This window comes from Roseateles sp. SL47 (genome assembly GCF_026625885.1).
Lineage (GTDB): Bacteria > Pseudomonadota > Gammaproteobacteria > Burkholderiales > Burkholderiaceae_C > Roseateles.
This window is the reverse complement of the sequence record NZ_CP113068.1, coordinates 5,374,635-5,390,738: the sequence shown is the minus strand read 5'-3', so window position 1 is coordinate 5,390,738 and position 16,104 is coordinate 5,374,635. Positions and strand designations below refer to the sequence as shown.

The 16,104-nt window shown below is 68.7% G+C and carries 4 protein-coding genes; all 4 read left to right on the top strand.

All coding sequences use genetic code 11. From position 1 onward, the window contains the following. Nucleotides 1-183 precede the first annotated feature (183 nt). The 4 genes from OU995_RS23365 to OU995_RS23350 all read left to right on the top strand — a co-directional run bounded on the left by OU995_RS23365 (nt 184) and on the right by OU995_RS23350 (nt 16,054). Complete coding sequence (locus tag OU995_RS23365) at nt 184-900, top strand: secretin and TonB N-terminal domain-containing protein (protein WP_267832544.1); 717 nt, start codon at nt 184-186, stop codon at nt 898-900. Further along, entirely contained in the window at nt 893-1,408 is a 516-nt protein-coding gene (locus tag OU995_RS23360) for an RNA polymerase sigma factor (protein WP_267832543.1), read from the top strand. The genes OU995_RS23365 and OU995_RS23360 overlap by 8 nt, the downstream gene beginning before the upstream one ends. 79 nt (nt 1,409-1,487) lie before the next feature. Further along, complete coding sequence (locus OU995_RS23355; RefSeq protein ID WP_267832542.1) at nt 1,488-2,474, top strand: FecR family protein; 987 nt, start codon at nt 1,488-1,490, stop codon at nt 2,472-2,474. A 221-nt stretch (nt 2,475-2,695) separates the two neighbouring features. Further along, entirely contained in the window at nt 2,696-16,054 is a 13,359-nt protein-coding gene (locus OU995_RS23350) for a filamentous haemagglutinin family protein (protein ID WP_267832541.1), read from the top strand. The last annotated feature ends 50 nt before the right edge of the window (nt 16,055-16,104 follow it).

Here is a 16,104-nt window from a genome sequence, read left to right as displayed (position 1 = left end):
CGACTTCAGGGGGCGTCGTCTCGCTGTCATCGCATCGCAACGTTCCACCGGAAACATTTCGACTTTTTGAACCAAGGCTAACGTGGACTTGCTGATGGGCGTGGTGGACCGCCGGAGGAACATCTCCCGGACGGTTGATGAGGGGCGCCTGGGCTCCTGCGATGGCTGGCGGAGGGCCTCCCGGTGCTGGCTGCGTCGCGTGTGGATCTAGGACGCGCGGCGGCGTACGCCTGCGCGTTGTCCTTGGCAGGGGCGCCCGCACCGGCGGCTGCGCGTGCGGCCACTCAACCCGCGATGACGGCGGCGGCGGGCGCTCGTGCGCCGCTGTATTTCAGCATTCCTGCGCTGCCGCTGGCGCAGGCCCTGGAACGTTATGCGGTGGTCGCCGACGAAACCGTGCTGTTCAGTGACGAACTGGTGGCGCAGCGCCGCTCCCACGCCATTGACGGCCACTTCACCCCGCAGGAAGCGCTGGATCTGCTGCTGATCGGCACCCGCCTGCGGGCGGAACGGATGGGCGAGGGCGGCGACAGCGATTCCTTCGTGCTCCGGGAGGACCTCGAGGCCGATGTGTCCGCGCCCCGCCTGGACCGCAGCTACGACGGCCTGGTGCAGCAGCGGGTCTGGCAGGCCCTGTGTGCGCGTCGGCTGACGGCGCCCGGGAATTACCGGGCGATCCTGCTGCTGGAAGTTGATGCGACGGGGCGCCTCAAGGCGCCGCAACTGCTGGGCAGCACCGGCAGCCCGGGGCGGGACCGCGCCATCGTCGCCACATTGCAAGGCCTGCGGCTGGAGGCCCTGCCGCCTCCGTCCCTGCAGCAGCCTCTGGCCCTGGTCATTCTGCCGACCCGAAAGCCGGCGCCGGTCCCTTGCGCCTCCCAGGAGGGTGGCGATGAGTGAAGGCGTGCTGCCGCTGCTGCGCAACCTGCTGGTCCAGAAATATGACCAGATCCGTCAGAGCCTGGCCATCAAGCTGGGCAATACCGAGCTGGCCAGTGATGCGCTGCACGAAGTCTGGCTGAGGCTGGAGCGTGAGCCCGAGATCGCCGGGCCGGTTCAGAACCCCCAGGCTTACCTGGTCCGCATGGGCATCAATCTGGCCATTGACGTGCAGCGCAGCCAAAGCCGCCTGCTCTCCACCGAAGAAGTGGAGGAGTTGATGCACACGCTGCCCGACCCTTCGCCGGGCCCCTCGGAGCTGGCCGAAGTGCGCTCGGAGATGGCCTGCCTGATGGCGGCGCTGGCCGAGATGCCAACGCGCCGCCGCGAGGTGGTGCTGCTGGTGCGCCTGGAGGGCTGGCCGCAGAAGGAGGTGGCGCGCCATCTGGGCATTTCGCTGCGCACGGTGGAGTCGGAACTCAAGGCCGCCCAGCAGTTCTGCGCGCAACGCCTGAATCGGCCTGTGTGAGGGGCGCGATGTTTTTTTGTTGTGCCGATTGCGGTTTTGCTGGCGGCCATCCGTCTAGGGATGGAATGGTTTCAAAACGATGACACTCCGCTCCCCTCCCTCCCCGATGGATGTACACCTGGATGCGCAGGCCTGGGTGCGCAAGCTGCATTCCGGGCCGGTCACGGCCTGGGAGGCGGGCGCCTTCCAGCGCTGGATGGAGGCGCAGCCGCAACGCCGCGCCGCCTTTCAGGAAGCGATGCGTCAGTGGCAACTCATGGGCGCCGCCGGGGCGCAGTTGCTGCGGGCCGATGCGGCCCTGGCGCGTCAGCATCGGGCACTGCTGCAGCGGCAGCACCGTCCCGGGCGGCGGGCCTTTCTTGGCTTTGCGGTGGGTGGGGCCGGGGCCGCCATGGTGGCCGCCTACGCACCGATGGACCTGTGGCCGTCGTTTCGGGTGTGGGGAGCGGACGAGCGAACCGCTGCCGGTGAACAACGCACGCTGGACTTCGCCAGCCAGGTGCAGGTGGCCTTGAATACCCGCACCAGCGTCCGTCGTGTGGCTGCGGGGGCACAGTCCCTGGGCGGCCTGGAACTGATCGAAGGGGAGACGGCGGTGGAGGTGCCGGCGGCATCGGTCCCGTTCAATGTCTGGGCCGGCCCCGGGCATATCAGTGCGTCTGCCGCCAGCTTCGAGGTTCGTCACCTTGGGCGGGTGAGCTGCGTCACCTGTGTCCAGGGCCAGGTCCGGGTGGATCATCCCGCCGGCCAGCGCCTGCTGGGCGCGGGGCAACAGCTGCGCTACAACGCCACCCGGATCAGCGGCATCACCACGGTGCGGACGCAGGACTGGACCGCCTGGCGGCGCGGTGAGCTGGTGTTCCAGCAAACCCCCTTGCCGACGGTCATCGAGGAGATCAACCGCTATCGCAGCGGCCGGGTGGTGCTGGCGGACGATGCGGTGCGTCGCAAGACGGTCACGGCCCGCATCAAGGTGAACGACATCGAGACGGCGCTGCTGCAGATCCAGCATTCCTTCCGTCTCCGGGCCACGTCCTTGCCCTCCCACATCCTCATCCTCAGCTGACCCGCGCGGGACTTCGCCGAATCCATCAAAACCTCTGCGGTTTCACCCGTCGGCATTCGTCAAGGAGCAGACACGACGATGGCGCCTGCGGTGCCTGTCGATTCCTTCATTGAATGGCGCCGGGCCGCGAATGCCCATGGCGACTGCGAACGGGCACAGACATGACCAAACCACAGAAGGCAGGGACTCGGGTTCATCGCTTGAATGAGGAGGCATTCCGATTGGCGCCACTGGCCCAGGCCGTGGCCTGGATGGTGGCCTTCGGCGGGGCCGCCACCGCGCAGGCGCAGACCGCTTTCAGCCCGGCATGGTTCGCGTCCAAGGGGGCGACCCAGGCCACGGCCAGCCAGACCGGCCGGCTGCCCAGCGGGCAGGCGGCGGGCACCTCGGCCGCTCAGCAGCAGTCGGACGCTGCACGGCAGAAGCTCCAGCATTCCATCAACAACCTGGGGCTGACGGCCCAGTCGATCGCCGCAGCGCAGGCCCGCCAGGCGGCCGCCCGAGCCGCCGCCCAGGCGGCGGCGGCCGGTGTGCCCGACGGCCTGAGCACCGGTGGCCTGGTGGTGGACAGCAACAGTCTCACGGCCGGCTGGACCGGCGCCAAGGCGCCCACCCAGACGGTGGACGGTGGCAAGACCACGGTGACCGTCACCCAGACCGACAGCCGCGCCGTCCTGAACTGGGACACCTTCAATGTCGGCCGCAACACCACGGTGCAGTTCCAGCAGCAGTCCGATTGGGCCGTGCTCAACAAGGTCAATGATCCGCTGGCACGCCCGTCCTACATCCAGGGGCAGGTGAAGGGTGATGGCACGGTGCTGATCGTCAACCGCAATGGGGTGATGTTCTCCGGGACCAGCCAGGTCAATGTGCGCAATCTGGTGGTGGCCGCTGCCACCATCACGGACGACCAGTTCCGCGCCAACGGCATCTATGGGGGCGCCTTGCCCGCCTTCAGCCAGGCGGGCGGTGCCATCGACGTTCAGGCGGGCGCCCAGATCACCACGGCCACACCGACCTCGGCCACGCAGGGCGGCGGTTATGCGTTGCTGCTGGGGACCGAGGTCCGCAATGACGGCAGCATCAGTACCCCTGGCGGCCAGACGGTGCTGGCTGCCGGCGACAGCTTCAGCATCCGCAAGGGCGCGGGCACCGACGGCAACAGCGGTAGCACCACGGTGGGGCAGGAGCTTGTGGCGCAGCGCAGCGGCGGCAGTTCGGCCACCACGGGGACCGTGGTCAACAGCGGCCTGATCACGGCGACCACCGGCGACATCACCCTGACCGGTCACGACGTGACGCAGGCGGGTGTGGTGCTGAGCACCACCTCCACCAGCAAACGTGGCACCGTCCATCTGTCCACCCGCGCCAGCGACGACACCGGCACGGTCACGCTGGCCGGTGGCAGCACAACGGCGATCCTGCTTGAGAACACCCAGGCCACGGCGCTGGATGCGCAGCGCGATGCCGCCCTGCAGACGCTGGGCCAGTCGGGCAACAACACCAGCGGCGGCTTTGACAACCTCAGCACCGTGGTGGACCGCAAGGACCTCTCCCGCATCGAGATCGTCAGCGGCAACACGGTGCATGCCGAGGGCGGAGCCCTGGCGCTGGCCACGGGCGGAGAAATGGCCATCACCGCCGTCCGCCGCACCCTGCTGGACCCAGGGGCGGAGCTGGATGTGTCCGGCGCAGTCGGCGTGAAGGTGGCGATGGAGAGCAACAATCTCCAGATCAATGCGCAGGGCAATGAGCAGCGAGATGCGGCCAGCAATCGCGACAAGGGCAACCTGAACAACCTGGACCTGTGGGTCGACCGCCGCCAGCTGGTGCTGGTGCCCGCCGGCACCAACGGCTATGCCACCGACCGCTGGTATACCGCTGGCGGGCTGCTGGAAGTCTCCGGCTATGTGGCCACCGGCGGGCACAGCGTGGGGGAATGGATGGCCCAGGGCGGCACCGTGACCGTCACCGGTGGCGATCTGGTCACGCGGGCAGGTTCCAGCATCAACCTCTCCGGTGGTACCTTGGACGTGGCCGCAGGCACCATCCGCCAGAGCTGGCTCAAAGGCAGCGACGGCAAGCTCTACGAGGTCTCCAAAGCGCCAGCGGACCTGCTCTACACCGGGCTTTATCAAGGCTATGCGGATGAACATGCGCGCTGGGGAAGCACCACCACGGAGACCTTCTACAGCCCGCTGATTGCACCGCAGAGCCGTCTGGAGAATGGCTATACGGTCGGGCGTGATGCCGGTCGCCTGGTGGTGGCCACCCGCAGTGCCGTGCTGGAAGGCAGCCTGGTCGGAGACACCTACCAAAGCGCCCAGCAGACCGCCGCACCGCAGGCCGAGCTCGACGGCTATCACCAGTCCCAGAATGCCGTGCCGCGCGGTGCTCAACTGGTGGTGGGCACCTACCGGCCCACCTTTGACAGCACGGCCAGCCTGCTGCGCTACACCCTGGCCCCGTCGGTCGACAGCGTCACGCTCAAAGACGGCGCCCCGCTGCTGGCCGACAGCATCGGCCTGAATGATGTGGTGGCTGCTGACCGTTCCGGCGAGGTGACGCTGGACACGGCCCTGCTTCGCCGCAGCGGCCTGGGGGCCGTGCGTGTGGCGGCGGCGGGGCAGGTGATGGTCGAGGGCGACGTGCAGGTGGCCGACGGCGGCGACATCACGCTGTATGCGCCGAAGGTGGACGTGGCCGCCGACCTCACGGCCCATGGCGGCACGATTCACCTCGGGAATGTGCTGCGGCAGGCCGTTGCTGGCACCACCCGGGTGGAAGACCAGGTCGTGCTGCCCACGAATGGCAGTGACGCAGACGCCCGGGGCGTGCAGGTGCGCAGTGGCGTCACCCTGGATGCCTCCGGCCGCTTCACCGATCTGCGGACCTCTGCGGGGACCTCTGCCGGGACATCGGCCGGGACCTCTGCCGCCATCACCACCGAGGACCTGGCGCAGCAGGCTGTTGTCAACGGGGGCTCGGTGAGCCTGCGCTCCACGGACGGGGTGAGCCTGGACACGGGCTCTCTCATCAATGTTTCTTCCGGTGCCGTGGTGCAGGCCGATGGCAGCCAGACCGGCGGCCGGGGCGGCTCGGTGCAATTGGGCGCGGGCTTGAAGGGCCTGGGCGGCGACAACCCGCAGGCCCGGTTGGCGCTGGACGGCAAGATCACCGGCTACGGCGTGAAGGGCGGTGGCACGCTGTCCCTGGAGACGGGCAGTGGCGTGGTCATTGGTGGACAGCCGCAGGCGGCTGAAGGTGTACTGCCCGCCGGACAGACCTCCGCCGTGGACCTGTGGCTCCAGGCACCGGCCACGGTCTCCCTGGCGGCAGGCAGCCTGCTGCCGGTGGACTACACCGAGGTGATCCGCTGGGTGAATGCCGGCCAGGTGGTCGGAACGACCGGCCCGCGTCCCGAGGTGTCGATGACCGTGGCCGCGAACTGGATGCCGCCGGCCGATCCGAACGGCGGGGTCTACTCCTTCAAGATCAATGGGCAGATCGCCCAGCGGTATGGCGATGCGCTGTACCTGGGCAACAGCCGCCTGGACTACGTCCCCGCAGGCGCGGTGATCAGTTTCAGCAGCTTCAGTGTTGGTGATGCCGCCCGCGCATTCGCCAGCTATGTGGTCCCGGCCGATGTGTTCCCTCAGGGGATGCCGATTGCGGACCGGACGATTCGGTATGAAGCCGGCACGGCGGCCCCCAAGGACCTTACGCTTCAACTGGCCGCGGGGACGCGCCTGCCTGCCGGTGTGCCTTTGTCGGTGGATGCGGCCGTGTCCTCGGTGACCACCCTGAGCACCGATCTGTTCCGCAGCGGTTTTGCGACGTACGACGTGCGCGGGCAGTTGGGCGTGGCGGTGGCCAGCGGCACCACCCTGGCAGTGGACATGCCGGTGCTGCAGGCCAAGCTCGGCCAGTTGCCGGCCGGGGCTGATCTGGCTTCGGCCTTCCAGCCCTGGACGCCGCCCTTGCATGTGCAGGACGCTCAGACCGGCACCATCACCACGCGGGCGGGCGCGAGCCTCTCGCTGGCGGCGGGTGTGCCCTCCGCCGTGGTGGACTTCAGCAACCCGAGCGAAGCGTATGCGGGCAGCCTGGTCATTGGCGAAGGCGCACAGGTCAGCGTCGCGCCGGGGCAGCACATCGACCTCTCCAGTCGGGGCAACCTGACGGTGCTGGGTGAACTGCAGGCCCGCAGCGGCAGTGTCAGCCTCACCGGCCCGGTGGACCTTGTCGACACGGCCACCACCGGCCGCCTGCGGGGCGATGCGGGTGGCCGCCAGCGCGCCATCACCGTGGGTGAGCGCGCCCTGATCGACGTCTCGGCCGATGTGGCCGTGGACACCGACGCCCTGGGCCGTTCGTACGGCAGCGTGGGGCAGGGGGGCAGCATCACGCTGGGCGGAACGCTGGACACCCAGCGCGGATTCGCGCTGGCCTCCGATGCCTTTGTGGTGGTGAAAGAGGGGGCTCGTCTCGACGCCTCCGGCGGGGCCGCCATCCTCGACGTGCCGGGCAGCGGACCACAGACCGTGGCCACCGATGGCGGCAGCATCACGCTGGCGTCCACCCGCGGCATCACCTTGAACGGCAGTGCCCAGGCGCATGCCGGCGGTGGCACAGCCGTGGGCGGTGCATTGACCCTGGCCCTGGAAACGCCCAACTATGTGGAGGCGGGGCTCAATCCCGAGGTGGGCGCGCTGCGCGAACTGGTGCTGAGCCAGACCGCGCAGCGGCCGGCCAGCGCGGGCGACAGCGGCGCTTCGGTCGGTGTCACCGGTCAGGCGCGGCTGGGGGTGGATCAGGTGAAGGCGGGCGGGTTTTCGTCGCTGGATCTCTACAGCGCAGGGGCACTGAGCTTCGACGGGGACGTGTCGTTGAGCATGGACCAGTCGCTGCGCCTGACCTCCGCCGCCATCGGCCTGTCGTCCGCCAGCGCCGCAGCGGCGCGGGTGGACGTGGCCGCACCGTATCTGCAATTGTCCGGACTGTCCAACACGTCCACCGGCGTCCCCGGACAGGTTCGCCCGGTTTATCCGACCAGCGAGGGACCGGTGGCGGAGACAGCGGTGTTGACCGCGCGCGCCCAACTGCTGGAGGTGCAAGGGTCGGTTCAGGTCGGCATGGGCGCGGTGGCGCAGGTGCTGGGGGCGCGCGATGAGCAGCGCCGTGGCTTTGGGGAGGTCCAACTGATCAGCCAGGGCGACCTCCGCTTCACCGGCGACAGCAAGCTGAGCGGCACGACCTACGACGCGGAGCTGCTCACCCCTGGCAACCTGCTGCTGCGTGCGGCGCAGGTGTATCCGGGCTCCGGCGTGGACGCCCGGCTGGTCGCCGGCTTCCGGGTCAATGACACGCCCAGTGCGGAACGCCAGATCGTGGTGGAGCGGCAGGCGGTTGATGCAGGCACGCCGGCGCTGCCGTATTCGGTGTTTGGCAGCCTGTCCCTGGAGGCCACCAGGATCGATCAGGAGGGCGTGCTGCGTGCCCCCCTGGGTTCGATCCGGATCGGTGGGACCAACACCGCGTCGGTGACGCTCGGCAAGGACAGCATCACCTCGGTCAGCGCTGCCGGCCTGGTCATGCCCTACGGTGGCACGGCCGATGGCGTCAACTACACCGTCGATGGCGAAGCGGTCCGGCTCAATGGGGCGGGCAATGGCGGGCAAGTCACGCTGGCGGGGCATGAGGTGGCGGTCAACGCCGGGGCCTTGCTGGATCTGTCTGGCGGCGGTGACCTGCGGGGGGCTGGTTTCATTGCCGGCCGTGGCGGGTCGGTTGATGCCCTGCAGCATCCGCTCACCCAGGTGGACAGCAACGGCTTTGTGATGCCCGGCCTGGCGGACCGTCCGGTCTATGCGATTGTTCCCGGCTACGCGTCGGCCTATGCGCCTGCGGACCACGCGGGGGCGGTGGACCCGCGCATTGGCCAGCAGATCACGCTCAAGGCCAATGACATTCCCGGCCTCCCCGCCGGCACCTACACGCTGCTGCCCTCCAACTACGCATTGCTGCCGGGGGCTTTCCGGGTGGAACTGGGCGGCACGGCGACGGGGCAGACGGCCAGCGGCGCCGTGCCGATGCGCAACGGTTCCTATTCGGTGGCCGGTCTCATGAGTACGGCGAACACGACGCAGCGTGACAGCCTGGCGACGCAGGTGGTGGTGACGCCTGCGGATGTGGTGCGACGCTATTCCCAGTACAACGAAACCTCCTATTCCGACTTCATCCAACAACAGGCGACCTTGAATGGCACGCCCCGGGCCATGCTGCCTGCGGATGCCAAGACCCTCTACATCAACCTTGCTGCGGACCCGGGCAGCAGCCTGAGCCTGGCGGGGCGCACGGACTTCACGCCGGCCAGTGGGGGCTACGGAGGCAGTGCCGTGGTGACCACCTCGAATGCCTTGGGCACGGGTGCGATCGAGATCGTGGCGGACGGCGCCCCCCGCACGCCTGACTTTCAGGGCCTCACCCTGCATGCCGATGATCTGAATGGACTCGGGGCGGCGCGTCTGGTGGTGGGCGGTACGGTCACCACCAACAGCGGACAGCGCAGCGACGGCAGCGATCAGAGCCGATTCATCGATATCGAAGGCACCACCGGCGAGGTGATCCTGCGGCAAGGCGCAGTGCTCAAGGCGCCGGAGGTGTTCCTGGTGGCGGCCAATCCGCAAGGCGGCATCACCCTGGAGCAAGGGGCCGGCATCAGCACCCTGGGCGCGGGCAAGGTGGCCTTCGATGCCACCAACGGTTATGTGTACCGGCCGGGCGCCTCCGCCGTGGTGGCGGCGTCCAACGGCGTGCTGGACCTGCTGGCTCCTGCGGCTGACACCTCCAGCAGCGGCAGTGGTGCCATCCGTCTGGGTGTCTGCGCCGAAACCTGCCAGGGCGACGGCGCACGCCTTTATTCCGAAGGCACGCTGGTGGCAGCGACGCGGGGCAGTTTCGAGATCGGCGACTCCGCCGCCTACGGCACCCGTAATCTGACGCTGGCTGTTGGCACCATCAATGCGGGCAGCGCGCAGGACCTGGCAGCCGCCAAGGCCAGCGGCACGCTCACGCCGGGCCTCACGCTCAACCAGACCGTGCTGGACCGCCTGCTCCAAGGGGATGCGGCCAGCGGCGCTCCGGCCCTGCAGCAGTTGACCCTGACCGCAGCGGAGTCGTTCAACTTCTTTGGCAACGTCAGTCTCAGCACCGTGGACCCGCGCACTGGCAAGTCCAGCCTCGGCCAACTCGTGCTGTCCACGCCGGCCTTGTATGGCTACGGCCAGACAGGGGAGGTGGCCACCATCACCACCGGCCAGCTCATCTGGGCGGGCACGGGGGGCGCTGCGCCTGCACCCGTCACCGGCGGGCGAGGCAGCGGTGAGGGGCAACTGCAGATCAAGGCCGATGTGATCGAGTTGGGCTACGGCCCCAAGGCACAGCCGAACAACCTGGATGACTTTGGCCGTACCGTCCTCGGTTTTGCCGATGTGCGCATGAGCGCCACGGACCGCATCACGGCCAACCACAAGGGCTCGCTGGCGGTCTGGCAGTCGCAGGTGAGCGACAGCGACGGCGTGCACCTGCAAGGCGGCAGGCTGACGCTCAGCGCGCCCTTGGTGACCGGCGAAGCCGGCTCGGTCAACCGCATCAGCGCTGGTGGGGCGCTGGAGGTGGTGGGGTCTGGCGCGGCGCCTTCGGCCGCAGCGACCGCCGGGACCACCGGCGCCGAGCTCAGCCTGTCGGGCAGTACGGTGACGATCGACACCGCCGTGGTGCTGCCCAGTGGCAAGTTGACGGTGAAGGCCGATGGCGACGTGGTGTTGGGGGAGCGTGCCCAGCTGGACCTTGCCGGACGCGAGGTGAAGATGCTGGATGTCAGCCGCTATGCCTGGGGCGGGGACGTGACGCTGCAAAGCGCGCAGGGCGACATCACGCAGGCCGCTGGCTCGGTGATCGATGTGTCGGCCCGCAACAACCATGCAGGCCAGATCACCGTCGTGGCCCTGGCCGCCGAGGCCGGGCGGGTGGATCTGCAGGGGCAGCTCAAGGGCGGCAGCAGTGGCCACTATGACGCGGGCGGCACCCTGGTGCCCTATCGCGAAGGCAGTGTGGACATCCGCGCCCAGCACCTCGGTGACGGTGAGCTCAGCAGCAACTTCGCCACGCTCAACAGCCGGTTGACTGCGGGTGGGCTGAATGGCGAACGCAGCTTTCAGATCAAGCAGGGCGACCTGACCGTGGGCGATGAGCTCAAGGCGCATGCGGTGAACCTCTCGCTGGACGGCGGCGCGCTGACCGTCAACGGCACCATCGATGCCGGTGGCGAGCAGGTGGGCAGCATTCGGCTGGCCGCTGCCCAGGGTGTGACGGTGGCGGGGTCGGCGGTGCTGGATGCCCATGGCACGGTCCTGCGTGTGGACAGTCGCGGCCAGGTGATCGAGAGTCCCAACCGCGCGACGGTGGTGGTGGATGCCGGGCAGGGCCCACTGACCCTGGGTGAGGGCGCGCGTGTTGACCTGCGTCATGGCACGGCCAGCACCAGCCAGGGGGAGGGCGCGCTCGGTACGCTGGATCTGTATGCCCCGCGTGTGGGCAGCACCGGCAGCGTGAATGACGCCGATGCGGCCACCTACGGCGACATCGCCATCCGGGCACCGGGCCCGGTGCAGATCCAGGGGGCCAAGGCCGTGTCGGTCTACGGACGCCAGGTCTATACCGATGCGCCCTACGGGACCGATCCCTCGGCCAGTGGCAAGCCCTATCAGGTGGTGGACCAGACCTATCTGGACGGCAAGCATGCCGAGGCCGATCAATTCATCCACGGGGCGCTGGCCAACAGCGATCTGCTGAACCGGCGTCTCGTCGGCCTGACCGGCGCCACCACGGCCGGTGCGTTCCATTTGCGCCCTGCCGTGGAGATCAACAGCGCCACACCCCAAGGCGACCTGATCGTCCGGGGAGACCTGGATCTGTCCGGCTATCGTTACGCCAGCCTCAACCCCGCCACCGCCAGGACCGATGTGCTGGGCTCCGGCGAGGTCGGCATGCTGACGCTGCGGGCCGGTGGGGATCTGTCGGTGTATGGCAGCATCAATGACGGCTTTGCACCGCCGCCGGAAACGCCCGATGACAACGGCTGGCTGCTGACCTCCGGCGTGCAGGCCTTTGGGGGCGATGTGGTGGTGCCGGTGGCCGGCATCACGCTGGCCGCTGGCACTCGGTATCCGAAGGGCAAGCCGCTCAACTACGACATCACGGCCAGCAATGTCACGCTGCCGGCGGGCACGGTGCTGCCCACGGCGTTGACCTTGAACCAGGCCCTGAGCCTGCCGGCCGGCACGGTTCTCGCCGCAGAGGTGCGGGCGGCCGACGGCACGGTGCTGCTGGCCGCCGGCACGCGGGTGGGCAGCCAGGGCCTGGACCTGCCGGCGGGGGCGGTGTTGCAGCCCGGCATGACCCTGCCGCTGGCCGTCGCGACCGCCCAGATCACCTGGCCCAAGGGCGTGGCCCTGCCGGTGGCGATGGTGCAGTCCGGCGACGTCCAACTGCCGGTGGGGGCGGTGATCGCCAGTGGCACTGACGTGAAGTTGCCGGACGGCGTGGACCAGGTGCAACTCCGCCCGGCGGACGCCTCCGGACGTCAGGCCCGCAACTGGGCCGTGGCACAGATGCTGCCGGAAGGGTCACAGTCGTGGAGCCTGTCGCTGGTGGCCGGCGCCGATCTGGAGGCCGCCGATGCACGGTTGCGCAACGCCAATGGCACCGGGCATCTCACCCTGGCAGACACACACTACGGCACGCAGACCCGGGCCGGCGGTGTGGTGGCGGGTCTCAACGCCACGGGTCTGGATCAGATCCTGATGGCGGCGGGCGCATTGCCCGATGGCATCTCCGACCCCAACGAACTGCTGGGCAAGACGCAGGACGAGATCGTGCGGCTGTATGGGGCGTTCAGCTGGGCCGACTTCGGCCTGCCCATGGATTTCTGGGAGCCTTCGGCCGGCAACATCCTGATGGGTCTGACGCTGCAGGGCGCCACGCAGATCTTCAATGCGGTCGGCGAATTGCCGCCGGGCGTCGGCTCGATCCGTGAGCTGGTGGGCAAGAACGAGCAGCAGCTGGTGAACCTGTATGGGGCGTTCAGTTGGGCCGACTTCGGCATGCCCTCGAACTTCTGGGAACTGGCCCAGGGCAATGGGTCGGTGCTGACCCTGCCACCGACGGTGACCGTCAAGGCGCCCGCCTTCAGCGTGCTGCGCACCGGCACGGGAGACCTGTCGCTGCTGGCCGGTGGCGACGTGTCGATGGCGTCGGCCTATGGCGTCTACACCGCCGGGACGCAGACCCACCTGGGTAGCTCCACGGTGGATGCGGCCTACCAGCAACCCCGGGGCGCGGCGGATGACCGCGGTGTGCTCGGTCAGGTGGCCGGCGCGCAGGCATCGGCCTACGAGCAACTGGTCAGCGGCAGCACCAGTCTCTATGAGGCCTGGTATCCGGACCACGGCGGCAACCTGGCGATCGAGGCGGGTGGCAATCTCACCGGCGACAGCTGGACCACCAGCCAGCAGACGCCCTGGTCCAGTAACAGCACGGGCAACTGGCTCTGGCGTCAAGGCACTGGCGGGACGGCCGGTGTGGATCCGGTCCCCACCGCCTGGTGGATCAACTTCGGCACCTATGCCTATCGCGATCGCGATGTGCAGGGCGGCGAAGCGGGTGCCAAGGCGTATTGGCCGACCGTGGTGGGCTTTACGGGCATGGGTACGCTGGGCGGCGGCAATCTCAGCGTGCGGGTGGGGGGCGATGCCGGTGTGATCACGCAGCGCACCACCGGTGCCGCCACCAACTCGGCGGGGCCTCGCAGTGATACCGCACGAGGTCAGGGCCTGGTGCTGGCGGTGGGCAGCACCGGGCGGGTGCTGGACGACGGCAGCCTGGTGCAGACCGGCGGCGGCGACCTGGATGTGCGCCTGGGGGGCGGCTGGAACAGCCATGTCGAAGGCCGCGTGATGGAGGCGACTGGCTCGACCACGCCGACCCAGACCCACGAGCTGTACGGCGCGCTGGTGAATCTGCGCGGCGCCATGGACATGAAGGCCGGGCAGATCGGCACGGTGGAGACGATCTACAGCGGCCTGCAGGATGGCCGTGATGTCCGCCCGGCCGATCCGTATGTGGCCTCCGTTACACGGGCCACCGGCGGATTGTTGGTGGTGCCGGGAGACTCGACAGTGAACGTGTTGAGCCGGGGCGACCTGGTGATGGGTGGCACGGCGGACGCCGGACTGGCCATCCTGCCCAACACCCTCAACGTCTCTACGGCTGCGAACAGCAGCACCGGGGCCGTCACAGGGACCAGTTGGTTCACGCTGTGGACCGATCGCACGGCGCTCCATCTGAGCGCCGGAGGCGGCGCACTGGCCTTCGACACACGCGCCAGCGAAGCCGTGGCCCACCGGGATGTGACCGACTGGGAATACGGCAGCAATGGCGGCTGGTTCCTGCTGCCAGGCACCGTCAGCGTCACGGCGCTGAATGGCAGCATTTTCTATGGACGCTCCGCCGCCAGCGGATGGACCGACAGTGCGGCCAGCCAGTGGGACAAGGCCGGCCTGCTGCTGGTGCCGCAGGGCGAGCGTCGCATCGAGATGCTGGCCGGTCAGTCGCTGTACGGGGGCGGTTATGCCATCAGTGCCTCGGGCGCGGAGTCGTCCATCCTGGCCACGCCGCAGCATGCCGCCTTCGTGGCGCAGGACGCCCTGACCAACCTGGTGGCCACCAATGTGGCCGATGACGCGCCCGCCGTGGACCGCCGCTTCACACCGCTGCTGGCCTTTGGTGCCAACACCCTGGCCGACAGCGTGGCCACCTCGGCCGAAGCGCGCCAGCCGTCGCGCTTCTATGCGGTGGAAGGCGACATCGTGGGGTTGCGCACCGGCTCGGTCATCCACTATCAGAGCGGATCTCGTTCGGGCGAGAGCGATGTGGTGGCGGTGGGGCCGGTCTCCATCCAGGCCGGGCGTGACATCGTCTACACCGGCACGCTGCTCAATGAGACGCTGCCGATGATCACCGACTTGTCCCGCGACTTCAGTGGCGCCACGGCCTCCGGCAATGTGGTGGTGCATACCCAGGCCAAGGACCTGTCCGTGGTGCAGGCCGGGCGTGACATCCTCTATGCCAACATCGAGGTTCAGGGCCCGGGCACGCTGGAGCTGACGGCCGGGCGCAACGTGATCCAGGACGATCGCGCCGTGCTGCACAGCAGCGGGCCCGCCGTGCCGGCGGACACCCGTCGTGGTGCCAGCATCGTGGTGCAGGCAGGCATGGGCACGATGGAGCCGGACTATTCCGCGTTCGTCCGTCGCTACCTGGACCCCGACAATCTGGCGGTGGCTGGCACACCGCTGGCCGACCAGCCGGGCAAGGTCGTCAAGCTGTACCGGGACGATCTGGTGAAGTGGCTGGACCAGCAGTTCGGCTTCAAGGGTACGGCGGATGAAGCGGTGGCCCTGTACGGCAGCATGCCGCTGGCGCAGCAGCGCATCTTCGCCCGGCAGGTCTTCTTTGCGGAACTGCGGGAAGGGGGGCGGGAGTACACCGATGTGGACGGCCCGCGCCGTGGCAGCTACCTGCGGGGGCGCAACGCGATTGCCGCCATGTTCCCGGGCAAGGACAACGGCCCCGGCAAGGACAGCGGCAAGCTGTTGATGTATGGGGGCGCCGGCATCCACACCGATGTGGGGGGCGACATCCAGGTGCTGACCCCAAGTGGTGGGCAGACCTACGGCATCGAAGGCGCGGCACCGCCCGCCACGGCCGGCTTGATCACCCGAGGCAGCGGCAACATCCAGCTCTATGCGCTCGACAGCATCCTGCTGGGCCAGAGCCGGGTCATGACCACCTTTGGCGGGGACATCCTGGCCTGGTCGGCCAAGGGGGACATCAATGCCGGCCGAGGCGCCAAGACGACGCTGGTGTTCACGCCACCGCGTCGTGAATACGATGCCTTTGGCAATGTGACGCTGTCACCCGATGTGCCCAGCACCGGTGCCGGCATTGCCACGCTCAATCCGCTGCCGGAGGTGAAGCCGGGTGATGTGGACCTGATTGCGCCGCTGGGCACGGTGGACGCGGGCGAAGCCGGCATCCGTGTCTCCGGCAATGTCAACATTGCCGCGCTGCAGGTGCTCAACGCCGCCAACATCCAGGTGAAGGGGGAATCGGCGGGCCTGCCGACGGTGCCCACCGTCAATGTGGCAGCGCTGACCAGCGCCAGCACTGCGGCCAGCACGGCCGCAGCGGCCGCCCAGGAGGTGTTGCAGCGCGAACGCGAGCAGGTGCGTCAGCAGCAGCCGTCGGTCTTCACCGTCCGCGTGCTGGGCATCGGCGATGAGGCCGCCCCGGCCGCACCGAGCCCGCTGCCGCCGGCCGGCCCGGTCAGCCGCTCCAGCACGCCGTATGACCCGAGGAACCCGGTGCAGATCGTCGGCCACGGCGTGCAACTGGACCCGGCACTGATGGCCCAGCTCACCGAGGAGGAGCGGCGCGCGCTGCGCCGCATGCGCTGACGACAGACCCACCACCGCCAGGCTCCCGAGGATTTTTATGAAGTTTTCGT